This is a genomic window from Labilibaculum sp. (assembly GCF_963664555.1).
Lineage (GTDB): Bacteria > Bacteroidota > Bacteroidia > Bacteroidales > Marinifilaceae > Labilibaculum.
This window is the reverse complement of sequence record NZ_OY761461.1, coordinates 764,495-789,492: the sequence shown is the minus strand read 5'-3', so window position 1 is coordinate 789,492 and position 24,998 is coordinate 764,495. Positions and strand designations below refer to the sequence as shown.

Below are 24,998 nucleotides of genomic sequence, written 5' to 3'. Positions count from 1 at the left end.
TGATCGGAGTTTCTTTTTTAAGAACACGAATGATCCCGAATGTAGCAAACCACACCGGTCTCCTCTCCTTTTTCGTTTCGAAGCAAATTAGCAATCAGTTTAACGTCCTGCCTTTTATCATTTATCTCCAAAGTAAAATTCGCTTCATATTTTCCATTCTCCTCTACCGGAATTAAAATATCTTCGATAAACGATTTTTGTTCCTCGTAAAGAAACAAACTACAGTAGGATTTACCAATGGTATTGGCTTCGGAAACACCAAAAATCCGTTCACATGCACGATTCCACGATTTCACTTTTCCCTCAAGATCGAAAGTCACAACACCATCAACAAAATTATTAATGATATTCGCTTTTTCAGCTAACAACTGCCGATAAGCAAACTCTTGCGTAATATCACGAACAATTAATTGTAAATTTCTCTTCCCGTTGAATTCAATTTGAGCTCCGGTTAAACCGACATCAATAAATTCGCCATGTATGGTTTTTAATTTCAGATGAGTATAAGAAATTCCTGTTTCCATAGTCAACGAATTTTCCAATCTCTCTTTAAAAATTGCCGAGTAATCATCATCAACAAAGGACAATAAGGGCAAGCCCATTAAATCTTCGATATATGCTGTTTTGAATAGTTTTAATCCCAAACAGTTTAGATATTCAATCAAACCATTTTCATTGATTACAATAATGGCTTCGGGGGAATCGGTAATGAAATTTCGAAAACGCTGTTCGCGCATTTTTTGATCCAAATCAAATTGATGTTTATAAAAAGCCAATTCTATTGAAATACCAAGTTCCTTCTTATCAATTGGTTTCACCAGATACCCATAGGAATGAATATTAATAACTCTCTGAATTGTGCTTTCCTCGGTATCGCTGGAAAGAAAGATAACCGGAATGTCAAATTTGGTTTTAATCAATTCTGTAGTTTGAATTCCATCCAGACCTCCGCCCAAGTGAACATCCATCAGAATAATATCCGGCTTCATTGTTTCACACAAACGAATAGCCTCTTTTCCATCTTCTACAATTCCGATAAGATCGTAACCCAGTTCTTTTAAAAACATCCGAAAGATGGTCGATATTAAACTGTCATCTTCTACAATTAAAATTTTTTTCTTCATCAATCTAAAATTGAATATGTAATCGATTTTAATCTAAAAAAAGGATAAGCAATCATTTAAATTATATTTTCTAATTACTATTAAAAACTACCTAATTTAAAACGATTATAAAAAACCTAAGTGTCACTAGATTAATATGCCTAAAGTTTACTAATTTTATGCGATTTTACAAGACATTTATAATAATTTACCATCATTCCAGCTCTTTTGAATTTAATTGTAGACATAGGAAACACACAAATAAAAGCAGGCTTCTTTGAAAACAATCAATTAGTAAAGCTTGAAAACTCAACCTTAGGGGAAATTGAATTTGTTTCCGGCCTTTTATCGAAATGTGAAAGTGCACCGTATGTTATTATTTCTTCTGTGAGAAAATATCCTGAAGAATTAATCTCCAAATTAAAATTAACCTGCAAAGTAGTTCTGTTTTTTAATTCCGAAATAGACACGCCTTTAGAAAACTTATATGAATCGAAAAGCACACTCGGCTACGATCGGTTAGCCGCTTGCGCAGGAGCGCATGGTTTGCATAAAGGAAAAAATATTCTGGTAATTGATGCCGGAACCGCTATCACATTTGATTTTGTTAATGCTAAAGCCCAATATGTAGGTGGCTGTATATCTCCCGGTTTAAAAATGCGGTTTAAAGCTTTACACAAATTCACTCAAAACCTACCCGAGCTGTCAAGGAATGAGGACTTTAATTTAATTGGTAAAAACACCAATGATGCAATCGTATCAGGCGTTCAAAATGGTCTGATCTTCGAAATAGATGCATACATTACTAAATTAAAAGCAATACATCCGGAATTGCGTGTGGTAATTACCGGAGGAGATGCTCATTTTTTAAATAAATCCTTAGACAACAAAGTTGCTTATCATCCAGAAATCGTTTTGGAAGGTTTGAATAAGATATTGGAATTTAATTTATTGATTCACTCTTAATAAGAAGTATTTTTTGCAGCTTTATATTTTATTTATAGTTTTGCAGAGGGCTCTCAAATATAGATGTTCCAACCAATTTCGAAGCTTGTACTAATTTTTGGTATGAGTTTTGCAGTTTTAGTTCTGTCAAAACTAAAACTTTCGTTATATTTAGACCCTGTTTTAAAATACTGGGATTTTACAGGCAAATCTAAATGTCATTTGTGGTTTTGAAATAAAAAGTAACTTGATTATAAAAAAAATAGTAATATGAAGACAAGACTTTTAATCGTAACAATAGTTCTTTTGTTTTCGGGTCTGTTTAAAGCAGAAGCACAGACTTTGGAATCAAAATATGGGTTGGATAGTGCTAAAACAATTTTGAATGCATCCCTTTACATCGAGATGGTAAAACAGGGAAATTACAAAGAAGCACTTACTGGATGGAGATACGTTTATAAAAATGCACCTGCCTACCAAAAATCCACTTATATTAATGGTGTGAAAATAATGGAAGGATTATACCGCGCAACTAAGAATGACAAATATGTAGACACCTTGATGATGGTTTACGATAACCGAATTAAATATTTTGGTAAGGATCGTAAATATCCTACTGGTTGGATTCTTGGACGTAAAGGTGGTGATTTATTCCAATACCGGGGAAAAGATATCCCTTCTGTAAAAGAAGCCTATGCCATTATGAAAAAGTCCATTGAAATGCAAGGACTGAATGCTGAAGCAAAAGTTATTGCCAACACAATGGAAGCTTCAAAAGTTTTGGTTCAAAACAATCAAATCGAAGCAGAAGAGGTGATCGACAATTACCTTCTTTTTATGGACATGGCTAAGAAGCAAATGGATGCTGAAAGTGATCCAGCTAAAAAAGACAATATCAACAACGCGAGATTGAATGTAGAACAAATTTTCTTTGCTGCAGGAGTTGCTGATTGTGAGACTTTGAGCAATATATTTACACCTAAATTTCATGCAAACCATGATGATCTGGTTCTGATCAATAAGATCTTAAGAATGCTAAATCGTCAGGAATGTGAAGATGGAGCTTTGTATGCCGAAGTTGCGGAAAGAAAATACGAATTGGATCCAAATGCTGATGCTGCACACAACTTGGCCAAGATGTTTATCAAGAAAAAAGAATTTGACAAAAGTAAAGAGTACTTGGTTAAGTCTATAGAATTGGAAGCAGATGCTGATGTTAAAGCTGACCTTCATTTCAAATTAGCTACAATTCTTTTAATGCAAGGTAAATATAGTGATGCCAAATCTAACGCATTAAAGGCTGCCGGTTTTAGAGCTAATTGGGGACAACCTTATTTGTTGATTGGAAAAGCTTATGCTGCTTACAGCAAAAATTACGGATCAAGTCCGCTTGAAAAACAAGCTGTTTATTGGGTAGCTGTTGATAAATTCATAAAAGCCAAGGCTTTAGATCCTGATTGTTCAGAAGAAGCCCGTGAATTAATTTCTACTTACTCGAAGTATTTCCCTCGCAAAGAGGAAGCTTTCTTTGAAGGAATTAAAGAAGGAGATACTTATAAAGTTGGAGATTGGATTAACGAATCAACCAAAGCAAGATTAACAGAATAAAACATTGAAAAATATCAACAATATTATCAAAAGCATTGTGATCCTTTCCGGGATTACAATGCTTTTGTCTTGTGAAAACAGTATTAAAGAAGTACAAAGTATTACAAGTAACGAAAAAGCCCCGGAGCGTTCGGGCAAAGATGTTGAATTTATTTTCACTGATTCAACACGAATTAAACATCGTGCATTCGCGGTTGAATTTATTGAGGTGAAAACCGAAGATACAGAGTATCAGGATTTCCCAAAAGGAGGGAAAATTACTTCCTATGATGATGATGAAACTATTGCCGGACAAATTGAAGCAAATTATGCCAAACATTTTACCTCTGAGCAATTGTGGGAACTAAGAAATAAAGTTATTGCCATTAGTGATGACGGAAAAACCATAAACACCGAATTAATGTATTGGGATCAAGGTAAAGGAATTATTTATTCTGACCAATATGTTAGAATTACCACGGATGATGGTCAGGTTTTGGAAGGAATAGGATTTTCTTCTGATGATAAAATGGATAAGATTACCCTCAAAAAAGTTACTGGTGAAGTATATTTAAATGATGAAACAGAACAATAAGAATAAAATCGTATTATATTGCATCTAAAATCATTTAACACATGAAACAAAAACTCCCTTTTATTTTAGAAATAATCTGGTTAATCGTTATGATTGTTGGCTTGGTTGCAGCAATACACAAAACGATAGATTACGGATTTGCTGAAAGTATTATGCTTTATGTTATCGCCGGCATTGCTGGTTTGATGTATGTATGGAGAAGATACATGCGGAAATTACAAGAGAAAAACAAAGCCCGGAAGTAAATGAACGAGCTGATCATCATTTTTATCATGTTGGCCTTATCTGCATTTTTTTCAGGAATGGAAATTGCTTTTATTGCTGCAAACAAGTTGCGAATGGAACTTGACCGAAACAAAAATACCGTTTCGGCTAAGGTGATTTCTATTTTTTCACAAAATCCAGGATATTATATCAGTACCATGCTTGTTGGTAACAACATCGCCCTTGTAATATATGGTATTCTTATGGCTAAGTTATTGGAGCCTTCTATTGCCATATGGATTGATTCAGAATCAGTCATATTAGCTGTTCAAACATTTCTTTCAACAATATTAATTCTGGTTACTGCAGAATTTATACCCAAAACTCTTTTTAGGATCAATCCAAACATGGCTTTAAACCTGTTTGCCCTTCCGGTAATGTTTTTTTACATTGTATTCTATCCGATAACATCGTTCACAATATTCTTATCAAAGAACATTATTCGTAAAATTTTTAAAACCAATATTACTGAAGAAGAAGAAACGCAGGCTTTTGGGAAAGTCGATCTGGATCATTTGGTGCAGGAAGGCCATGATGCCCAAACCATATCTGAAGACGAGATGCATGATATCAAAATATTTAGAAATGCGCTCGATTTTTCGAAAGTAAAATTGCGCGAATGCATAGTGCCCCGAAATGAAATTGAGGCAATGGAAATTAATGGCGATATTTTGACCCTGACTCAACGTTTTATAGAAACCGGATACTCCAGAATTTTAATCTATAAAGATTCAATCGACAATATTGTTGGTTACATACATTCTTCGGTAATTTTTAAAAATCCACAAAGTATAAAAGCTGGCTTAAGCAATATTATTATTGTACCCGAAACAATGCCTGCACATAAATTACTAAATCTTTTTACACGCGAACATAAAAGTGTTGCCGTAGTGGTTGATGAGTTTGGTGGAACAGCGGGAATGGTTACCATTGAAGATATTATGGAAGAGATATTTGGCGAAATTGAAGATGAACATGATGATGTAGATTTAGAAGAACAGAAAATTTCGGATAAAGAATACATTTTCGCCGGCCGTTTGGAAATAGACTATCTAAATGATAAATATGAACTTAACCTTCCAGTATCAGAAGACTTTGAAACCTTAAACGGCTTTCTCATTTTTACGCACGAAAGTATTCCCGCGTATAATGAAACGATTCGTATTGAAAATTTCAGTTTTAAAATTCTGGAAGTAAGCAATACCCGCGTTATTAAAATACGCTTAACAATTCTATAAAATATCCTTCATTCCCAATCTTTTATCCTCATTAAAATCAGCTTTATTTATATTCAAAATAAATATCCTGACATACCCGCATCTGCAATTGGAAATAGGATAAGGTCAATATTATTCCCGATAGAAATAACTACTGCCAAGTCTCTTTTTATTTTACTATAAAAGCAAGTAATCCAATTGCAATAAAAAGTGATCATTTCCCATTTTTTTGTATATTCGTAGCCTAATTAAGAATATTTAAATCTTTTTCGATGGCAACATTACAAAAAATAAGAAATCGTGGTGTTTTTATAGGAATCATTATTGGTGGTGCTCTTCTTGCATTTATTGCTGGAGATGCTCTAAAATCGGGTGGTTCGTTATTAGCAAACTCACGAAATGAGATGGCAGAAATTGCAGGGGAATCAGTAAACATTCGTGATTTCCAAAACCGATTCAATCATAGTCTTGAGATCAACAAACTCATGTCCGGACAGAACTCAATTCCATCGGAACAGATTGAGCGTTTAAGAGAGCAGGTTTGGCAACAGATGGTTCAGGAATTTGTAATGAACCGCGAGTATGATGAGTTGGGAATTTCTATTTCTTCTGAGGAATTATTCGATATGGTTCAAGGTCGAAATATTGATCCTGCTATTCGTCAGTTATTTCAGAACGAAAACGGATTGGTTGATAAAGATCAAGTTGTTGCAACTCTTAAGCAATTAATTGCCGCTCCTAACGGAACTCCTCAAAAAGCTTACTGGTTAAACATCGAAGAATCAATTATCACGCAAAGAAATCTTGCTAAGTACAACACCTTAGTTCAAAAAGGTCTTTACATGCCAAATGTATTGGTTAAAGACATGGCAATGAAAGGAAGTAAAAAAGTAGATTTCAATTACATCGTGAAAAGTTACAATCTAATTCCTGACAGTACTATTAATGTAAGTGAATCTGAAATCAGAGATTACTACAGTAAGCACGAAGATCTGTTCAAACAAACAGAATCAAGAAAGATTGAATACGTATCATTTGACGTTGAGCCTTCTACCGAAGATTACAAAGCAACTGAAAAATGGGTTACTGACTTAAAAGAAGACTTTACAAATGAAAACAATAACGTTCAGTTTGTAGAATTGAATGGCGACAGCGATTTTAACGCCTACTTTTTCAAGCAAGACGAAATTACCAATGCTGATCTTAACGCATTCGCGTTCTCTGCAAATAAAGGTGATGTATTTGGCCCTTACTTCGAAAACGAAATGTATAAAATGGCAAAGCTGAATGAAGTAAAAATGCTTCCTGATTCAGTAAAAGCCCGTCACATTCTAATTCGTCCTGTTAATGGTGATTTTAAAAGTGCTGAAGCAAAAGCTGACAGTTTGAAAGCTTTACTTGCTAAAGGAGCTGAGTTTGCTGTTTTAGCAAAAGAAAATTCATCAGATCAAGGTTCTGCTGTTAATGGTGGTGACTTGGGATGGTTTACTCAAGGAAAAATGGTTCAGCCATTTAACGATGCGGCTTTCTCTTCAAAAAATAATGAAGTAAAAGTTGTTCTAACTCAATTTGGAGCTCATGTTATTCAGGTTACCAATATGAGTAAGCCAGTGAAAAAAGTTCAACTTGCTATTGTTGACCGTAAAGTTGAAGCCAGTCAGAAAACAATTCAGGCAGCTTATGCTAAAGCCCGTACATTTGCAGGAAACAATCTTGACAAAGATGCATTCGAGAAAGCAATTACTGCTGAAGGGGTAAGTCGTAGAACAGCAAATCTTAAAAGAGAAACGAAATTGATCCCTGGACTGGAAAATTCAAGAGATCTTGTTCGAGCTGCTTACAACACTGATGATATGGAGAGTATTTTGTTGAATAATGATAATTCTGCAGTTTTCGAATTTGGAAACAAGTTTGTTGTTGCTATCCTTTCGGATATCAAAGAAGAAGGAATTGCATCCATTCAAGAAAAAGTTTCTGAAATTAAGAGAGAAATCAGAAAAGATAAAAAAGCTGAACTAATTATCGATGAGATGACAAAGAGCAGTGCCGGTGCTCAAAGTTTGCTTTCTGTGGCACAAAAGGAAAACTTAGAGGTTAAAACTGCAACAGGCATTAGCTTCCAATCGTTCCAGATTCCAGGTGCAGGAATTGAGCCTAAAGTAATAAGTACAGCTTCAATGCTGGAGAAAGGTAAAATTTCATCTCCGGTAAAAGGTAACCAAGGCGTTTATATGCTTGTTATTACTAACGAAAACAGCGATGAAGTTTCTGACGTTACAGTGCAGGCTTTTAAATCAAGATTAGAGCAAGGATATCAATACAGAACAAACTATCAGGCATTTCAGGCATTGAAAGACAATGCAAATGTGATTGATAAAAGATACAAGTTTTATTAGAGAGTAAAACTCATTAAAAAGAGGGATGATCATTTATCATCCCGCTTTTTTTGTGCGTTAAATTCAGCGCATAAAAAAAGAGATGCTGCAAATGCAACATCTCTTGAATTCCTTGTTGAAAGCTAGGACAACAGCTCTTTAACTTTATCAGCAATGGCTTTTCCATCGGCTTTACCGGTTAATTCTTTGGAAGCTAATCCCATTACTTTTCCCATGTCTTTGATAGAAGCAGCTCCGGTTTTAGTGATGATTTCCTGAACTGCCACTGTAAGATCCTCATCAGACAACTGAGCAGGAAGATAAACCTCTAAGAAGCTTAATTCCAAAAGTTCCTTCCCGGCTAAATCTTCACGTCCTCCGGCAGAGAAAGTACTGGCCGAATCTTTACGTTGTTTCACCAACCGCTGAATGATTTTAAGTGCATAATCATTGTCGATATCAGTAGCTCCTGTTTTTGTCATTTCCATTGTAAAGGCTGCTTTCACAGCTCGAAGAGCTTCTAATCTGTCTCTTTCCTTTGCCTTCATGGCAGTTTTTATATCTGAATTGATCTGTTCTAATAAACCCATTGTACTGTATTTTTTAAGTTTTAATAAGATGCTTAACTATCTGGCTACTCTTCGTCTAAAGTAAACCGAATAACCTTACCTGATTGAAATTTCTGGTTGTCTATATTCTTTAATTTTCGTTTGTAAGCAGGAATATTTTCAATTTCATCAATTTCAGTATCCTTCAAATCGGTCAAGATTAACTTATTCTCCTCCGGTTTTTCATTCTCCGTTTCGTCTAAAATATTTTTCATTTTATCGGCAACACTATTGCGTCCTCTTCCAGCCTGAAAAGATGTCGCTTTTGGAGCCGCCTTCTCCTCCGGAATTAAACCATTATCGAAACCGGTTGCTATGATTGTAACGGATACTTTATTTTCTAAAGCCAGATCCTGCCCTGTTCCCCAGATAATAGAAGCACTATCGCCAACAGCTTCCTGAACGTAATCGGTTATTTGTCCCACCTCATCCATGGTAACTTCTTCCTGACCGGAACTAATATTTAAGAGAATATTTCGGGCTCCTCTAACATCATTGCTGTTCAATAATGGCGACGTAAGAGCCTCACGAATGGCATTAACCGCACGATTCTCACCCTCGGCCGAAGCTGATCCCATTACTGCGACCCCACTATCCGTCATTACTGTTTTTACATCTTCAAAATCTACATTGATATAACCATGAAGCGTTATAATTTCAGCAATTCCTTTAGCTGCAGTAGCCAATACATCATCCGCCTTCGAAAAGGCTGTTGACAATTTTAAATCGCCGTAAATTTCGCTTAGCTTTTCATTGTTAATTACCAAAAGCGAATCAACATTCTCTTTTAATTTGTTAATTCCTTCAATGGCCTGATGCAATCGCTGGCGCCCTTCAAAACGAAATGGAATCGTAACAATACCTACTGTTAAAATCCCCATTTCCTTAGCTGCTTTCGCGATAACCGGAGCTGCACCTGTGCCTGTTCCGCCCCCCATTCCTGCAGTAATAAAAACCATTTTGGTATTATCAGCCAGCACCTCAATTATATCTTCTAAATTCTCAATCGCGGATTGTTCTCCCCGTTCGGGCTTATTGCCTGCACCACGACCTTCAGTCAGCGATTCTCCCAACTGAATTTTCACAGGAATTTCGCTTGTTTCCAGAGCCTGTGCATCGGTATTGCAGATCACAAAATCCACATCTTTTATGCCCTGCTTGTACATATAATTTACAGCGTTACCACCACCTCCGCCAACACCGATTACTTTTATAATCGATGATTCATTTTCCTGCAAACTAAAATCAATTAAATCCTCAGTCATTAATATCTAAAATTATCTCTTTTATGATTTCACGCAACTTAAAACGCTACATCGAAGAATCATTATTATCAAATATCTGTGTAAACTTATCTTTAAACCAATTGTCGAGGCTTCCTTTTTTATGTTCCTCTTCTCCTCCATCATCCTCAAATTCAACGGTCTCCGCACTTTTAGTTACAGGCGTTTTTTTCACTTCTGCTTCCTCATACTCCTCACGGTCTTCTTCAGAACGTTTTCTCATTAACTCTTCTCTTCGCTGCCTCTCCTCGCGCTTCTTCATTGCAGCAATCTCCTCAGCTTCGGCAGGATTTTCAATAATCAGCTCCAATTTCGGAACTTCATTTTGAACTGATTTCCGAGGTTCTATAGTCAATTCAGGAATTGGGCTTTCAGAAAAGCCGGTAGCAATGATTGTAACGCTTAACTCATCCTCCAACTTATCGCTATTACCATTTCCCCAGATAATACTAACCTCATCGCCCACTACATCGTGAACGTAGTCGGTAATCACACTTACCTCCTGCATCGTCACCTCATCTTTACCCGAGATGATATTTAATAAGATATTTCTGGCTCCGCAAATATTATTGCTATTCAATAAAGGAGATGTAAGTGCCTCCTCGATAGCACGAAGGGCTCTTTCTTCACCTGAAGCTGAAGCTGATCCCATTACGGCAACACCACTATCCCTCATCACAGTTTCCACATCTGCAAAATCAACATTCACATAACCGTGAACGGTAATTATTTCGGCAATACTTTTGGCCGCAATAGATAAAACATCATCAGCCTTTGCGAAAGCATCCGATAATTTTAAATCACCATACATCATCCTCAACTTTTCGTTATTGATGATTAAAAGTGCGTCCACATGCTTTTCCAGATTGGCAATTCCTTCCATCGCCTGTTCAATTCTTCGTTTCCCTTCAAATCGAAACGGAATCGTAACGATTCCAACAGTTAATACACCTTGCTTTCTAGCTGTTTCTGCAATAATAGGAGCTGCACCTGTACCGGTTCCTCCCCCCATACCAGCAGTCACAAATATCATTTTGGTTTTCTCACTTAAAACTTTATTGATATCATCAATACTTTCAAGTGCAGATTCCCGTCCTCTTTCCGGTTTGTTTCCAGCCCCTCTACCCTCAGTCAGTGATTTACCAAGCTGTACCTTAATTGGCACCTGACTGTTTTCCAAAGCCTGAGAATCAGTATTACATATTACAAAATCGACTCCAGTGATTCCTTCTTTTAACATGTGATTGACAGCGTTACTTCCACCGCCACCCACACCAATCACTTTTATAATGGATTTTTCTTTAGGTTCAAAATCAACCGGTAACAATTCGTCAATCATGATGTCACAAGTATTAGGGTTACAATATTTTATTTACATTTTCAAATCATCAGTATCAAACAAAGCACTAAAAAATCTCTGTAATCCTTTCTTTTTGCCTGTTTTATTTTTATCTGTATTCTGATTCGGAGTTTTTTTACCAGGTTTATTCAAACCTTTTAGCATCAAACCAATTCCGGTAGCATAAATTGGCTGATTTAAGGTTTCATCCAAAATAATTTTAGATGAAGTCCCGGGGTAGCCTATGCGAACGTCTATTCCGGTTTGTTTTTGAGTCAGCACATCAAGATTCCTCAGTAATGCACCTCCACCTGTCAATACGATTCCAGCACCAATTTTATCGTGCAGTCCTGTAATTTCGATTTGGAACTTAACACTGTCAATGATCTCCTCCATTCGGCATTGAATGATTTGAGCCAAGGTTTTAAAAGAAATTTCCTTTGGATCCCAACCACCAACACTGGGTATGGTAACCACTTTTTCTTCGTCGACCAGATCAGCAACAGCTTCTCCGAACTGAATTTTTAATGCTTCGGCTTGTTTTATAAGCACCGAGCAACCTTCCTTTATATCCCGGGTAACAATATCGCCACCAAAAGGAATTACGGCTGTATGCCTTAGTATGCCATCAAAATAAACTGTAATATCAGTAGTTCCTCCACCAATATCAACCAAAACAACGCCAGCCTCTTTTTCTTCTTCGCTCAACACAGCCAATGAAGAAGCTAAAGGTTCCAAAACCAATTCTTCAATCTCCAATCCAACTTCCTTCACGCATTTCTCAATATTGCGCGCAGATGCAGTTCTTCCAATAATAATATTAAAATTCCCATCCAACCTTCGTCCGGCCATTCCTATTGGATTCCGAATGCCAGCTTCCTTATCGACGACATAATCTTGCGGAATCACATGCAGTATTTGTTCGCCAACCTCAATTGGAATCCTAAAATTCTCATTTATGATTTCCTCAACATCCAATTTAGTAATTTCACCAATTCCATTTTGGATGTATTTAAACTGTCTGTTCTTTATGCTCCTTATATGTTGTCCGGCAATACCTACATAAACTGCAGAAAAGTCTTTGTTTGTTTTCTCCTCCAATCGATCAACCACCTCACGGATAGCACCAATTGTATCTTCAATACTATGAATCACTCCCCTCTTAACGCCTCTCGATACGGTTTTTTCCATACCGACAATCCGCAACCTGCCATCGGCGTCTACTTCCCCCATTATGGCCACAATTTTAGTTGTGCCAATATCGATAGCTGCGATGATATTATTCCTGCTAGTCATTTAAATTCTTTTTTGTGCAAACTACCTGATCCTTATACTTCAAATTGATTTTACTATAAGTATTCCAACCTTTTTTTGAAAATCCTTTGGTATACAAAGCACTCAATTTTTGAAATTTCTGTTTGTAGTTTTCAATACTCCCCAATTCAATTTTATGAGCTCCAACACGAGGAATTAAAATATACTCCTTGTTTCTGTCTACATCAATTTGTGTGATCTGCGATTTCCAAAATTCATCATTTGTAATAAATTTTACCAACTCAAACAGTTCTTCTTTTATCAACTGATCATTTACTGCCCCCGAAACCACCAAAACCCTTGATGTAAAATTTGAAGACAAGGGCATTTTCTCTCCTTCAGCATCGATATAATATCCGTTTCCCGATAAAATACGCACAATTGGATTGCGTTGTTTAATCTCAACAATTAATTTGCCGGAAAGTGAATTGTATACTTCTGATTTTTTCACATAAGGAATCTTATCAATAAGATCCTCCAATACTTCTTTATTAACCCCGGAAATTGATGTCCCTACCACTCCCGGATATTTTTTCTTAATGATTCTTTCAATATCAGAATTGCGAACAAAGCCTCTTTTCACACTATCAACCACATTTACCAGTGTACCTGAAAACACCAGCCTCTCCGATTTGCCATTAGCAAAGGAAAAAACTACAATCAGGTATCCTGATAAGAATACCCAAATCAATAAGTTTGCAATTTTTTTTAGCATTCCAATCGCCCGCTAATTAAATTTTTAATCGGTTCAACCAACTTATCTATATCTCCTGCACCTAAAGTTAATAAAACTTCAAAGTCTTTCTCTCTAAGTAACTCTACCAAATTATCTTTACTACACAATTTAGCGGGCACTTTCAATTTTTTAAAAATAATTTCAGAACTAACTCCTTCAATAGGTAATTCTCTGGCTGGATAAATATCCAAAAGTATTACTTCATCCAAAAGATTTAAACTTGCAGCAAAACCTTCTGCAAAATCTCTTGTCCGTGAGTATAAATGAGGTTGAAATATTCCGGTAATCTTCTTTTCAGGATACAATTCCCTTACTGATGATATACTCTCCCACAATTCTTTAGGGTGGTGTGCATAATCATCAATAAAAACAATTTTTTCATTTCTGATTTGATAATCAAATCTTCTTCTAACTCCTTTAAAAGTTGAAAGAGCTTTTCTCAACTCATCGGCTTCAACACCGCAAAGAAGAGCCATAGCCGATGCTGCAATAGCATTTTCAACGTTAATTTTCCCTGGGTAAGAGAACAATAAATCTTTAATTGTTCCATCCGGATACACCAAATCGAATTGGTAAAATCCTTCCACTAATTTGATACTCTCGGCATAAAAATCTGCTTTCTCATCCAATGAATATGTATAAGCCGAAAGTTTATCATGAGTGAGAACCAATCCCTTTTTATAAACAAGGATTCCCCCCTCTTTTATTTGATAAACAAAAGCCTGAAAGCTCTTTTCCAATTCATTTTTATCGCCGTAAATATCCAAATGATCAGCATCCATTGAGGTAATTACAGCCAACTGTGGATGCAATTGAAGAAATGAACGATCAAACTCATCAGCCTCAAGAATCATCCAAGGACTGTTCTTCGAAAGTAAAAGATTGGATTGATAGTTGCGGGAAATTCCTCCTAAAAAAGCATTGCAATCTAAAGCTGATGTTTTAAAAATATGCGCTGTGATCGTTGAAACCGTAGTTTTACCATGGGTTCCGGCAATGCCTATACCATTCAAATTATCAGAAAGCAAACCCAGAACCTGCGATCGCTTCATAATTTTAAATTGTTGCTGCTGAAAATAAATCAATTGAGAATGATTGGCAGGAATAGCAGGTGTGTACACTACTAAAGTATCATCCTGAGTTTGATAATGTGCCGGAATTTGATCAATACCTTCCTGAAAAGTTATACCAATACCTTCCGCAGTTAATTCTGCAGTAAGCTGAGTGTCCATTCGATCATAACCAAACACATTCTTACCAATGGAATGAAAGTAGCGTGCTATTGCACTCATTCCAATTCCACCAATCCCTATAAAGTAAATATTTTTATAATCTTTAATCCGCATAATCTATGCTAATGCTATTATTTGATCTGCAATTTCATCTGCTGCATTGGGCTTTGCCAAAGCCTTGCAATTAGCCGAAAGTTCAGATAATTTATCCGTATCATTTATCAATTTTAATGCCACCAAAACCAATTCCTTTTCAGCATCAATATCTTTTACCATTATTGCAGCATTCTTATTTACCAGTGCCATGGCATTTTTGGTTTGATGATCTTCTGAAACATTAGGTGATGGTACCAAAATACATGGCTTTTCTACCAGGCATAGTTCTGATATTGTACCCGCTCCGGCTCTGGAAATAACCATATCAGCTGCGGCATAAGCCAAGTCCATCCTCCCCAGAAAATCAAAAACCTTCAATCCGGGGATGTCCCATTTTTTCAACTCTTCACGAACCTTTTCAATGTAAAACTTTCCTGTTTGCCAGATTACCTGCACTTCAGAATCTGAAATTGCTGAAAGTGACCCCAACATGCTATTATTGATGGTTCTTGCCCCCAGACTTCCGCCTACAACTAAAATGGTTTTCTTTTCAGGATTTAGCTGAAAATAAGCCTTTGCCTCCTGCTTTTTCGAAACAATATCCAACAAATCTTTCCGAACAGGATTTCCTGTCAATAATATTTTGTCAGCAGGAAAAAACCGTTCCATTCCTTCGTAAGCCACACAAATCTTTTTTGCTTTTTTTGCCAGTAGTTTGTTCGTTATTCCCGCATACGAATTCTGTTCCTGAATTACGGTAGGAATTCCCATTTTAGCTGCTGCATATAAAAGCGGACCACTGGCATATCCTCCAACACCAACAACTGCATCAGGTTGAAAATCCTTAACAATGGCCTTGGCTTTTCTCAAACTTTTAAAAAGCCTCGTAAAGAATTTCAAATTCTCCTTCGAGAAATTTCGCTGAAGTCCACGAATTGGCAATCCAACTATTTGATATCCTGCTGAAGGAACTTTTTCCATTTCCATTTTCCCTTCGGCTCCAACAAATAAAATTTCACAATCGCTATGTTTTTGTTTTAAAGCATTTGCAATTGAAATCGCCGGAAATATATGTCCTCCAGTTCCGCCTCCGCTAACAATTATTTTAATCTTCTGCTTCATTTAATTTTGCTTCTTCATTCAATTTTTCTTCCTCATTTACCCAATTACTCACACTTAGTATCATGCCAAACGCCGCACTTGTGAAAATTAATGACGTACCTCCCATACTCACTAATGGTAATGGTTGTCCCGTTACCGGAATTAAATTAACCGAAACTGCCATATTGGTCAATGCCTGAAAAACAATACTCAAAGTTAATCCTATCACCAAAAATGCAGGAAAAGTCCGATTGCATTTCCGAACAATCAAGCCGGCCCGATACAGCAATATGAGGTAAAAAGCCAGTATGATAAAACCTCCGATCCAGCCCATCTCTTCCAAAATTATGGCATAAATAAAATCGGAATACGGATGCGGTAAAAAATTCCGTTGTGTACTATTCCCTGGAAATTTTCCAAAAATACCTCCGGAGACAACTGCAATTTTTGCTTGTTCAACCTGGTAATTCTGATTATTATTTACATTCGCCTCGTCTTTATCAAAAAAGTTGACGATTCGACTACGCACGGTTTGAACGCGTCCGATGCTGGGAAGCAGAGGTGCCATAACAATCAGCATAATCACCAGAGCCAAAACAACACCCACCGATCCGAACAAATATTTTTTTGCTATTCTACCAATGAACATCAGCAAATAACATACACCTCCCAACAATACAGAGGTTGAAAAATCATCTAAAAAGATCAGCAAACACACTATTCCTACAGGAATAACAATGTGCCAAAATGCCTCTTTTTTGCAGGAGTCCTCCGCCTGATATCGTGATAATGTTCTGGAAACATGCAATATTAATGCAAGTTTCGCGAGCTCCGATGGTTGAAAATTGAACCCAATTCCCGGAATCGTGATCCATCTCGAAGCATCGTTTAAGTTTGTACCAACGAGTTTTGCCAATATGAGCAATCCGATCGAAATAATCAGAACCAGATTGGCTGAACTGGAATATACCTTAAAATGAATCCGATGAACTACATAAATGATCATGTAGCAACCGCCCAAAAGAATCAGCTGTTTAATGAAAAAATAGGATGTATTCCCTCCTTTCACTTTATAGGCAAGAGTTCCGGTTGAGCTATACACAACCAGCAAAGAAATCATTGACAGAAAGAAGATAATAATCCAGATGGTCTTATCCCCCTTCAAGCTTAAATTCTTAAAAAAACCCGCCATATCTTCAATTTATAAATTTCTAACTTCTTCTTTGAACTGATTTCCGCGGTCTTCATAATTCTTGAACAAATCGAAACTTGCACAAGCTGGAGACAATAAAACGATCTCTTCCTTACCGGCCATTTGATATGCTTGAGTCACCGCCTCTTTCATCGATCCGGCATCAACTATAAAATCTACTTTGCCATCAAAAGCGGCATGTATTTTAGAGTTATCAACACCAAGACACACAATACCTTTCACTTTTTCTTTCACCAAATCGGCCAAAACCGAATAATCGTTTCCTTTGTCAACTCCACCAACAATCCAAACTACCGGCTCTTCCATACTTTCCAAGGCGTACCATGTAGAATTAATATTCGTAGCTTTTGAATCATTAATAAATTGAATCCCCCGCACACGAACCACTTTTTCCAATCGATGATCGACACCTTGAAAATCACTTAAACTTTCGCGAATTACTTCTTTCCGGATTTGCAGCACGCTTCCGGCAATTCCTGATGCCAATGAATTATAAACGTTGTGAATTCCAGGTAAAGACAAATCTTTTTTATCCATAGAAAAGAGATTTTCGTTGTATTGAATTTTTAAAAGTTCATTCTCAATCCATCCGCACATTTCTTTTACTTCCCGAACCGAAAATGGCAATAATTGAGCAAGAGTATCACAATTCATTAATTCCTTTTTGATGATATCATCATCGGTGCAAAACACAAAAGAATCCTCAGATTTCATATTTTGCAATATTCTGAATTTTGAATTGATATAGTTTTCCATTTTATAATCGTACCGATCCAAATGATCCGGCGTAATATTTAATAATATGGCAATGTTGGCCCTAAAATCATACATCCCATCCAACTGAAAGCTGCTCAACTCAACCACATAGTGCGTATAATCTTTTTCAGCTACCTGCCAGGCCAAACTATCTCCTACATTTCCTGCTAAACCAACATGCAATCCAGCCTTCTTTAGCATATGATACAAAAGCAAAGTTGTTGTTGTTTTTCCATTACTGCCGGTAATGCAGATCATTTTAGCGTTGGAGAATCTTCCTGCAAATTCAATTTCAGAAATTACAGGAATATTTCTTTCATTCAGCTTAACAATTAAAGGCGCAGTATCAGGAATACCCGGACTTTTCACAACTTCATCTGCCGAAAATATAAGCGATTCGGTATGTTGTTTTTCCTCAAAATCAAGCTGATATTTATTCAGGGCAAGCTTGTATTTGGGACTTATCTCTCCTAAGTCTGAAACAAACACATCAAAGCCTCTTGATTTTGCCAAAACAGCAGCACCAACACCACTTTCACCTGCACCTAATATGACGATTCGTTTTGTCATTTGTACTTATCTAATTTTTAGAGTTACAATTGTTATAATGGCTAGAAAAATTCCAATGATCCAAAATCGGGTAACGATTTTTGGTTCTGGATATCCTTTCATTTGGTAATGATGATGAAGTGGCGCCATTCTAAAAATTCTTCTGCCTTCGCCGTATTTCTTTCTAGTGAATTTAAACCACGAAACCTGCATCATCACAGAAATATTCTCAACAAGAAAAATCCCGCATAAAACAGGAATCAACAATTCTTTGTGAATAACAATGGCAAAAACGGCTATAATCCCTCCCAAAGACAAACTGCCTGTATCACCCATGAAAACTTGTGCCGGATAGGAATTGTACCACATAAACCCAATGGTTGCTCCAATAAAAGCGGCAATAAAAACCACCAGTTCTCCGGAGTTTGGAATGTACATGATATTTAAATAATCAGCGTACACTACGTGACCGGATACATAGGCCAATATTCCCAAAGTGGCACCAATAATCGCTGACGAACCTGTCGCCAGACCATCTAAACCATCTGTAATATTTGCACCATTTGAAACAGCAGTAACAATAAATATGGTAATGATTATAAAAACCAGCCAAGCCAACATTGGTGCATATTCTCCACCAAAAGCAACTAATGATTCATAATCAAATTCATTATTCTTAAAAAAAGGAATCGTTGTTTTTGTTGATTTTACATCAGTTGTTAAACGGGTTAATCCGGGGGCTTGAGACGTAAATCCTTCATCAACCAATTCGGTTTGAATTCCTATTTCAGACATCGTCGTTTTTTCACGAACTACTACATCATCATTTATATAAAGGGTTAACCCAACAATTAAACCTAAACCAATTTGACCTGCTACTTTAAGCTTACCGCTTAAACCGGCTTTGTCCTTTTTAAAGACCTTGATATAATCATCAATAAATCCAATTAATCCCAACCAAACTGTGGTAATGAGCATTAATATAATGTAGATGTTGTCTAATTTAGCAAACAGCAGAACTGGAACTATTATCGAAAGAATAATAATAAGGCCACCCATAGTAGGAGTTCCCTTTTTCTCCATTTGTCCGGCTAAACCTAAATCACGAACAATCTCGCCAATTTGCTGCTTTTGCAATAAGAGGATGATTTTTTTCCCAAATACAGTTGCAATAAATAACGAAGTCATAATGGCTAATGCCGCCCGAAATGAGATGTATTCAAACATCCCTGCTCCCGGAAAATCCAATTGATTTAAATACCTAAATAAATAGTATAACATAACTACAGCTTAAAAATTTCTTTGATTATTTCCTTATCATCAAAATGATGCTTAATTCCTTTTATCTCCTGATAATCTTCATGACCTTTCCCTGCGACCAAAATAATATCATCCTTTTTCGCTAACATACAGGCTGTTCGAATAGCTTCTTTTCTGTCAGTAATCGCGAGCACTTTTCTAGTATTATTTGCAGTCACTCCTTCCTTCATATCTTTAATAATCTGATCAGGATCTTCCGATCTTGGATTATCCGATGTCAGAATTACCTTATCGCTTAATTCGGCACTAATTTTTGCCATTAATGGTCTTTTGGTTTTATCTCTATCGCCTCCGGCACCAACAACTGTTATTACCTGCTCATTTCCCGTTCTTAAAGCATCAATTGTTTCCAAGACATTTTTCAAGGCATCCGGTGTATGAGCATAATCCACAATCGCCATAATACCATCTTCAGAAATTATACTTTCAAATCTGCCATCAACAGATTTCAGCTCACTGATTCCTCGTAACACCTCATCTTTGTCTTGATTTAACAGACGGGCCGTACCATAAACGGCCAATAAATTATGAGCATTAAATTCACCAATAAAATTAGTCCATATCTCTGCTCCATCCATTTCCAGAAGCATTCCTGTAAAGTGCTTTTCTAAAATCTGACAACGATAATCAGCAAACGATCGTGTTGAATAAGTGAACTTATGCCCTTTCATATTTTGGAGCATCAGCTTTCCATTTTTATCATCGGCATTTGTAATGGCAAATGATTTCTTCCCCAACTGATCAAAAAAAGCTTTTTTCACTTTTAAATAAGCATCGAATGTTTTGTGATAATCGAGATGATCGTGTGTAATATTTGTAAAAATTCCGCCCTTATAATTCAATGCTCCAACCCGTTTTTGATCGATAGCATGCGAACTAACTTCCATAAAACAATATTCACATCCAGCCTCAACCATTTCCGCCAGCAAAGCATTTAACTGCAAAGCGTCCGGGGTAGTATGAGTTGCCTTAATTTCTCTTTCATTCACATAATTACACACTGTCGACAACAAGCCAACTTTATAGCCAAGTTTTCGAAACAAATCATAAAGAAGTGTAGCAATTGTAGTCTTCCCATTTGTTCCGGTAACACCAACCAATTGTATATTCTCTGTTGGTTTGTTGTAAAAATTATGCGCTATCTGCGAAAGCGCAGCAGAAGAGTCTTCAACCACTATAAAGGTTGTTTCAGAAGTACTGCTATCCGGTAACTCTTCACACACAACCACCTTTGCTCCCATTTCAACTGCCGCATCTATAAAATCATGGCCATCCGACATGGTACCCCTGCATGCAACGAACAAATCGCCGTGTTTCACCCTTCTGGAATCAAAATGAATCTCATTCACTTCTACATCCCTGCGTCCCTTTATACTTTGTATATTTACCGAACCAAACAGTTCATTTATATTTATTCCCATCTGTCACATTTTAAGATAAATCGATTGTAATATGATCTCCTTTATTAAAATAGGCTCCTGGTTGTATGGATTGTCTGGACACAGATCCCAAACCCGTTACCCGAACCTTAAGTCCTGCATTCTCTAATATATACAGTGCATCCTGAACGCCCATTCCTTTCACATTCGGAACCATAAATTTCTTAACTGTTCTATATTTGTATTCAATAATTGAGTCTTTTCTGGAAGTCATCACCCATTCCGACTGAATATCTTTATTCGCTATTTCAATATTTAATTCATCAAACACTTTGTCCAGATCATTTTTATACCCATTCAATGAAACCGGCACCTTTGGTTCCAAACTTGCATCATCCGGTTTAATGGGATGCATCGAATAGCTCATTGCATACACTTTATCTGCTATTGTTTTAAAAACCGGACCAGCAACCTGATTTCCATAGAATCCTTTAGTTTTATTTGGTCGGTTAATCACAACAATACACGAATACATTGGATCATCAGCTGGAAAATACCCAACAAATGAGGCCTGATACACTTTAACCTTATAGCCTTTATTTTTATCCGCTATTTGCGCAGTACCAGTCTTTCCAGCAATAGTATAATTTGCGTTCCGAAGATTTCTGGCCGTTCCTCTTAAAACAACACCTTCCAACATATTTTTCACATTTTTAAGTGTTTCTCCTGAACAAATTTTAGATTTCAAGACTTCTTTATCAAAAGTTCGAATCACATCGCCATGATACCTCAATTCCTTTACGAATCGGGGTTTCATCATCTTACCGTTATTCGCTATCGCATTATAAAATGTAAGAGTCTGCAAAGGTGTTTGCTGAACGGCATACCCAATCGACATCCAAGGCAAAGAAACTCCCGACCACGATGGATCATCAGGATATTTGATACTTGGAATGCCTTCTCCTTTAATATCAAGCCCCAGTGATTCATTCAATCGAAACTCGTAAAGTCGGTTAATGAATGATCGAGGTTTGTTTTTATAATTATCGTTCACCAATTTCGAAATCCCCACGTTCGATGATTTTTCAAAAGCTTCCTGAACCGTTATTTTTCCATATCCTCCTTCATGCGAATCACGCATTTTTTCTTTGTAGTAGCTATATACGCCATTCCCTGTATCCACAGAATCCATTGGGCCAACGTATCCATCCTCAAACAAAGCCATTATTGATGCCAACTTAAACGTTGAACCGGGCTCCGTAGCCTCTCCAATAGCATAATTATAATCTTCCCTGTAAGATTGAGATTCTTCATCGAAACCCAAATTGGCTATTGCTTTAACCGCTCCTGTTTTTACCTCCATCAAAATCACAGAACCATGATGTGCGTTGTATTTTATAAGCTGTTGCTCCAAAGCTGACTGTGCAACATCTTGATAATTAACATCAATGGTAGTAATCAAGTCGTTCCCATCCTTGGGCTCTACCATATTTACAGGCAACCATCTGCCCGACATTTTTTGAATGATACTAATGCCATCAACTCCTTTTAAATCACTTTCAAAAGCACCTTCGATACCGACCTTACCAATCTGCTGATTTTGTTCCCCTTCCAACAAATATCCTATGGTTCTATTCGCCAAATTTAAGTGAGGCTGTATGCGTCGGTTTTCCTGTTCACAAATTAATCCACCTTTATTCTGCCCCAAACGAAAAATAGGAAAGGTCTTGATTTTTTTAAGTCCGATGTAATTAATTTTCTTTCGGTGAATTAAAAAATACCGGTTCGACTTGGTCCGGTACTTCGCTTTCCAAAGCATATTTCTGTAATCCCTGGCAGATTTATCCTGAAAAAAGCGAGACAAACAAAGTGCCAAAGAATCAACATCAGCACGAAAAAGAGAATCTGTCAATCCGGAAGCGCGAAAATCCATTCGCAATTGATAATAAGGCAATGAACTGGCTAAAAGCCGTCCGTCAGCAGCACAAATATCTCCACGATTGGCCGAAACAATCACATCCCGTTGCGAAAGAGACTGAGCTTTACTTCGCCATTTATCTCCTTCGAACAATTGCAAGGCTACCACTCTACCAACAATGAGTATTGCAAAAATAATCACTAAAGTGTAGATCGCCCCTACCCGCCATATGATATCCTTTTTTATCGGCACTACTTCTCTAAATATATTTTAATGGGAGGCTCGGTTGCTTCAATCAACTCAAGACCTTCATTTTCCACTCTCTTTACAACTTCCGATTGCTTGCTCATATACATCAAATCAGAAGCTGTTGTTATCGACTCAAACCTTAGCTCCTTTAATTCCTGCTCCAAACCTACCATATCACGATAAACTCTTTCAGAACGATACCTGTTGCTGATATAAAAAATTCCCAATACGACTAAGAAAATGATAAAAGGCAACTGTTGTACCACTTCCGTTTTCGTTAAAATACTTCCATCAATAAAATCCTTGACCGAACCTGAAGATGTCTCTTTTAGTTCTTCACTAGGCTTAATGAAATCGTTGTATTTTTTTCGAAATTTAAACATCCCTTATAATGATTTAGGCTGAGCAATTCGAAGTTTAGCACTTCGCGCTCTTCCATTTAGCTCAATCTCTTTTTCAGTCGGAAGAATTACCTTTCGATTAATAGCTGTTAGCGGCGTTTGCACATTCCCAAAGAAATCTTTTTCTGCATTGCCTTCAAATTTTCCATCCCGAATAAAATTCTTCACTAATCTATCCTCCAGAGAATGATAAGTGATCACCACCAATCTTCCATCTGGTTTTAACATTTCCGCAGACTGCAATAACATTTCCTTCAAAACATCCATTTCCTGATTCACCTCTATCCTAATGGCCTGGAATACCTGAGCCAAATATTTATGCTCTTTAAACTTAGGCGTACAAGGAGCAATCACCTCCTTAAAATGCTGAATGGTAGTAAACGGCGTTTCTTTTCTTTGATTATCAATTAACCGTGCAAGCTTGCCTGGATTTTTAACCTCTCCGTAAAACTTAAAGATTCGAAACAAATCCTCAACACTGTACTCATTCAACAAATCAGCTGCAGTAAAATTTGAATCCTGATTCATTCTCATATCAAGATCACCATCAAAACGAAAAGAAAAACCACGTTCGGCTACATCAAACTCATGAGAAGAAACACCCAAATCGGCTAAAATCCCATCCACTTTAGAGTAACCTAAATATTTCATGAAATTCTTGAAATACCTAAAATTGTGACGGACAAATATGAACCGATCGTCTTTTGGTACATTTTCTTCCGCATCCACATCCTGATCAAAACCAATCAATTTACCTGTTGTAAGATGCTTTAAAATCTCTCTTGAATGACCTCCGCCACCAAAAGTAAGATCCACATAGATTCCATCTGGCTTTATATTCAACCCTTCAATACTCTCTCCTAGTAAAACTGGAATATGGTATGTACTCATTTTTTTATCTTTTAATTGAAACACAAAGGAACAACTCTAAATACTCATACTCAACGATTACCCGTTATTTAAATCACCTCCCAAAATCTCATCAGCCAAAGTACTGAATCCATCCTGTCCAAGAGCTGATTTTTCGTAAGTTTCAGTATCCCATATTTCGATTTTCCCATCTTGTCCGGCCAAGGTTACATCTTTTGAAAATCCCGCAAAGTCAAAAAATTTCTTAGGAATTAAAATCCGTCCATTTCCATCAATTAAAACCTCTGCTGTACCTCTAAAAAACTCCCGCAAAAATCCTGCATGCTTCTTATTAAAAGGATTCACCTTTGCTCGAACCATTTCAGTTTGCTTGTCCCATTCAGAAATGGAGTACAGGTCTAAACATTTTTCATAAAGATTTCTCCTTAGGACACAACGATTTTCAGAACCCCCATTTAGGAGCTTCCGAAAAGCAGAAGGCAGCAGAACACGGCCTTTTGAATCCAACCTACAAGGATAATCACCTATAAATGTTACCATTGGGGAAA

Annotated in this window: 22 protein-coding genes; 6 read left to right on the top strand and 16 right to left on the bottom strand. The window is 36.8% G+C overall.

Going from position 1 to position 24,998, the window contains the following annotated elements:
- Positions 1-17 precede the first annotated feature (17 nt).
- On the bottom strand, positions 18-1,124 hold the full coding sequence (locus tag ACKU4N_RS03295; RefSeq protein ID WP_321320555.1) for a PAS domain S-box protein: 1,107 nt from the start codon (positions 1,122-1,124) through the stop codon (positions 18-20).
- A gap of 207 nt (positions 1,125-1,331) precedes the next feature.
- Between ACKU4N_RS03295 and ACKU4N_RS03290 the strand changes: the two genes are divergently transcribed.
- The 6 genes from ACKU4N_RS03290 to ACKU4N_RS03265 all read left to right on the top strand — a co-directional run bounded on the left by ACKU4N_RS03290 (position 1,332) and on the right by ACKU4N_RS03265 (position 8,107).
- Entirely contained in the window at positions 1,332-2,069 is a 738-nt protein-coding gene (locus ACKU4N_RS03290) for a type III pantothenate kinase (protein WP_321320553.1), read from the top strand.
- 249 nt (positions 2,070-2,318) lie between these two features.
- The gene (locus ACKU4N_RS03285) at positions 2,319-3,656 is read left to right on the top strand and encodes a tetratricopeptide repeat protein (protein ID WP_321320552.1); all 1,338 of its coding nucleotides are present in this window, start codon (positions 2,319-2,321) and stop codon (positions 3,654-3,656) included.
- A 4-nt stretch (positions 3,657-3,660) separates the two neighbouring features.
- On the top strand, positions 3,661-4,230 hold the full coding sequence (gene lptC / locus ACKU4N_RS03280; protein WP_321320549.1) for an LPS export ABC transporter periplasmic protein LptC: 570 nt from the start codon (positions 3,661-3,663) through the stop codon (positions 4,228-4,230).
- 41 nt (positions 4,231-4,271) lie between these two features.
- A complete protein-coding gene (locus ACKU4N_RS03275) occupies positions 4,272-4,475 on the top strand; it encodes a hypothetical protein (protein WP_321320548.1) in 204 nt (67 codons plus the stop codon).
- A complete protein-coding gene (locus ACKU4N_RS03270) occupies positions 4,476-5,732 on the top strand; it encodes a hemolysin family protein (RefSeq protein ID WP_321320546.1) in 1,257 nt (418 codons plus the stop codon).
- A gap of 251 nt (positions 5,733-5,983) precedes the next feature.
- Complete coding sequence (locus ACKU4N_RS03265) at positions 5,984-8,107, top strand: peptidylprolyl isomerase (RefSeq protein WP_321320545.1); 2,124 nt, start codon at positions 5,984-5,986, stop codon at positions 8,105-8,107.
- A 122-nt stretch (positions 8,108-8,229) separates the two neighbouring features.
- Here the strand turns inward: ACKU4N_RS03265 and ACKU4N_RS03260 are convergent, their stop codons facing one another.
- The 15 genes from ACKU4N_RS03260 to ACKU4N_RS03190 are packed head-to-tail and all read right to left on the bottom strand — an operon-like array spanning position 8,230 to position 24,990.
- Positions 8,230-8,676 (bottom strand): GatB/YqeY domain-containing protein, encoded by a 447-nt coding sequence (locus ACKU4N_RS03260; RefSeq protein ID WP_321320544.1) that lies wholly within the window; start codon positions 8,674-8,676, stop codon positions 8,230-8,232.
- Between the two features lie 44 nt (positions 8,677-8,720).
- Positions 8,721-9,959, bottom strand: coding sequence for a cell division protein FtsZ (gene ftsZ / locus ACKU4N_RS03255; RefSeq protein WP_321320542.1), 1,239 nt, complete (start codon positions 9,957-9,959; stop codon positions 8,721-8,723).
- Positions 9,960-10,005: 46 nt separating this feature from the next.
- Complete coding sequence (gene ftsZ / locus ACKU4N_RS03250; RefSeq protein WP_321320539.1) at positions 10,006-11,316, bottom strand: cell division protein FtsZ; 1,311 nt, start codon at positions 11,314-11,316, stop codon at positions 10,006-10,008.
- A 33-nt stretch (positions 11,317-11,349) separates the two neighbouring features.
- Positions 11,350-12,612, bottom strand: coding sequence for a cell division protein FtsA (ftsA, locus tag ACKU4N_RS03245; protein ID WP_321320537.1), 1,263 nt, complete (start codon positions 12,610-12,612; stop codon positions 11,350-11,352).
- Entirely contained in the window at positions 12,605-13,345 is a 741-nt protein-coding gene (locus ACKU4N_RS03240; protein ID WP_321320536.1) for a cell division protein FtsQ/DivIB, read from the bottom strand. The genes ftsA and ACKU4N_RS03240 overlap by 8 nt, the downstream gene beginning before the upstream one ends.
- The gene (murC, locus tag ACKU4N_RS03235) at positions 13,339-14,712 is read right to left on the bottom strand and encodes a UDP-N-acetylmuramate--L-alanine ligase (RefSeq protein ID WP_321320534.1); all 1,374 of its coding nucleotides are present in this window, start codon (positions 14,710-14,712) and stop codon (positions 13,339-13,341) included. Before murC ends, ACKU4N_RS03240 begins: the two co-directional genes overlap by 7 nt.
- Before the next feature lie 3 nt (positions 14,713-14,715).
- Positions 14,716-15,816: an undecaprenyldiphospho-muramoylpentapeptide beta-N-acetylglucosaminyltransferase gene (gene murG, locus ACKU4N_RS03230; protein WP_321320532.1), complete on the bottom strand. Its 1,101-nt coding sequence runs from the start codon at positions 15,814-15,816 to the stop codon at positions 14,716-14,718.
- Positions 15,800-16,987 (bottom strand): FtsW/RodA/SpoVE family cell cycle protein, encoded by a 1,188-nt coding sequence (locus ACKU4N_RS03225; protein ID WP_321320530.1) that lies wholly within the window; start codon positions 16,985-16,987, stop codon positions 15,800-15,802. Before ACKU4N_RS03225 ends, murG begins: the two co-directional genes overlap by 17 nt.
- Before the next feature lie 9 nt (positions 16,988-16,996).
- Complete coding sequence (gene murD, locus ACKU4N_RS03220; RefSeq protein WP_321320528.1) at positions 16,997-18,334, bottom strand: UDP-N-acetylmuramoyl-L-alanine--D-glutamate ligase; 1,338 nt, start codon at positions 18,332-18,334, stop codon at positions 16,997-16,999.
- Between the two features lie 6 nt (positions 18,335-18,340).
- On the bottom strand, positions 18,341-19,594 hold the full coding sequence (gene mraY, locus ACKU4N_RS03215) for a phospho-N-acetylmuramoyl-pentapeptide-transferase (RefSeq protein WP_321320526.1): 1,254 nt from the start codon (positions 19,592-19,594) through the stop codon (positions 18,341-18,343).
- A gap of 2 nt (positions 19,595-19,596) precedes the next feature.
- Entirely contained in the window at positions 19,597-21,054 is a 1,458-nt protein-coding gene (locus tag ACKU4N_RS03210; protein WP_321320524.1) for a UDP-N-acetylmuramoyl-L-alanyl-D-glutamate--2,6-diaminopimelate ligase, read from the bottom strand.
- 10 nt (positions 21,055-21,064) lie between these two features.
- A complete protein-coding gene (locus tag ACKU4N_RS03205) occupies positions 21,065-23,182 on the bottom strand; it encodes a PASTA domain-containing penicillin-binding protein (protein ID WP_321320522.1) in 2,118 nt (705 codons plus the stop codon).
- The gene (locus tag ACKU4N_RS03200; RefSeq protein ID WP_321320520.1) at positions 23,182-23,562 is read right to left on the bottom strand and encodes an FtsL-like putative cell division protein; all 381 of its coding nucleotides are present in this window, start codon (positions 23,560-23,562) and stop codon (positions 23,182-23,184) included. Before ACKU4N_RS03200 ends, ACKU4N_RS03205 begins: the two co-directional genes overlap by 1 nt.
- Before the next feature lie 3 nt (positions 23,563-23,565).
- Positions 23,566-24,471: a 16S rRNA (cytosine(1402)-N(4))-methyltransferase RsmH gene (gene rsmH / locus ACKU4N_RS03195; RefSeq protein ID WP_321320518.1), complete on the bottom strand. Its 906-nt coding sequence runs from the start codon at positions 24,469-24,471 to the stop codon at positions 23,566-23,568.
- Positions 24,472-24,528: 57 nt separating this feature from the next.
- Positions 24,529-24,990: a division/cell wall cluster transcriptional repressor MraZ gene (locus ACKU4N_RS03190; protein WP_321320516.1), complete on the bottom strand. Its 462-nt coding sequence runs from the start codon at positions 24,988-24,990 to the stop codon at positions 24,529-24,531.
- Positions 24,991-24,998 lie beyond the last annotated feature (8 nt).

What these genes read in the sequence shown, in the direction of transcription:
- ACKU4N_RS03295 (WP_321320555.1), bottom strand. Translation starts at nt 1,124, where the DNA reads ATGAAGAAAAAAATTTTAATTGTAGAAGATGACAGTTTAATATCGACC.
- ACKU4N_RS03285 (WP_321320552.1), top strand. Translation starts at nt 2,319, where the DNA reads ATGAAGACAAGACTTTTAATCGTAACAATAGTTCTTTTGTTTTCGGGT.
- ACKU4N_RS03275 (WP_321320548.1), top strand. Translation starts at nt 4,272, where the DNA reads ATGAAACAAAAACTCCCTTTTATTTTAGAAATAATCTGGTTAATCGTT.
- ACKU4N_RS03270 (WP_321320546.1), top strand. Translation starts at nt 4,476, where the DNA reads ATGAACGAGCTGATCATCATTTTTATCATGTTGGCCTTATCTGCATTT.
- ACKU4N_RS03265 (WP_321320545.1), top strand. Translation starts at nt 5,984, where the DNA reads ATGGCAACATTACAAAAAATAAGAAATCGTGGTGTTTTTATAGGAATC.
- ACKU4N_RS03260 (WP_321320544.1), bottom strand. Translation starts at nt 8,676, where the DNA reads ATGGGTTTATTAGAACAGATCAATTCAGATATAAAAACTGCCATGAAG.
- ftsZ (WP_321320542.1), bottom strand. Translation starts at nt 9,959, where the DNA reads ATGACTGAGGATTTAATTGATTTTAGTTTGCAGGAAAATGAATCATCG.
- ftsZ (WP_321320539.1), bottom strand. Translation starts at nt 11,316, where the DNA reads ATGATTGACGAATTGTTACCGGTTGATTTTGAACCTAAAGAAAAATCC.
- ftsA (WP_321320537.1), bottom strand. Translation starts at nt 12,612, where the DNA reads ATGACTAGCAGGAATAATATCATCGCAGCTATCGATATTGGCACAACT.
- ACKU4N_RS03240 (WP_321320536.1), bottom strand. Translation starts at nt 13,345, where the DNA reads ATGCTAAAAAAAATTGCAAACTTATTGATTTGGGTATTCTTATCAGGA.
- murC (WP_321320534.1), bottom strand. Translation starts at nt 14,712, where the DNA reads ATGCGGATTAAAGATTATAAAAATATTTACTTTATAGGGATTGGTGGA.
- murG (WP_321320532.1), bottom strand. Translation starts at nt 15,816, where the DNA reads ATGAAGCAGAAGATTAAAATAATTGTTAGCGGAGGCGGAACTGGAGGA.
- ACKU4N_RS03225 (WP_321320530.1), bottom strand. Translation starts at nt 16,987, where the DNA reads ATGGCGGGTTTTTTTAAGAATTTAAGCTTGAAGGGGGATAAGACCATC.
- murD (WP_321320528.1), bottom strand. Translation starts at nt 18,334, where the DNA reads ATGACAAAACGAATCGTCATATTAGGTGCAGGTGAAAGTGGTGTTGGT.
- mraY (WP_321320526.1), bottom strand. Translation starts at nt 19,594, where the DNA reads ATGTTATACTATTTATTTAGGTATTTAAATCAATTGGATTTTCCGGGA.
- ACKU4N_RS03210 (WP_321320524.1), bottom strand. Translation starts at nt 21,054, where the DNA reads ATGGGAATAAATATAAATGAACTGTTTGGTTCGGTAAATATACAAAGT.
- ACKU4N_RS03200 (WP_321320520.1), bottom strand. Translation starts at nt 23,562, where the DNA reads ATGTTTAAATTTCGAAAAAAATACAACGATTTCATTAAGCCTAGTGAA.
- rsmH (WP_321320518.1), bottom strand. Translation starts at nt 24,471, where the DNA reads ATGAGTACATACCATATTCCAGTTTTACTAGGAGAGAGTATTGAAGGG.
- ACKU4N_RS03190 (WP_321320516.1), bottom strand. Translation starts at nt 24,990, where the DNA reads ATGGTAACATTTATAGGTGATTATCCTTGTAGGTTGGATTCAAAAGGC.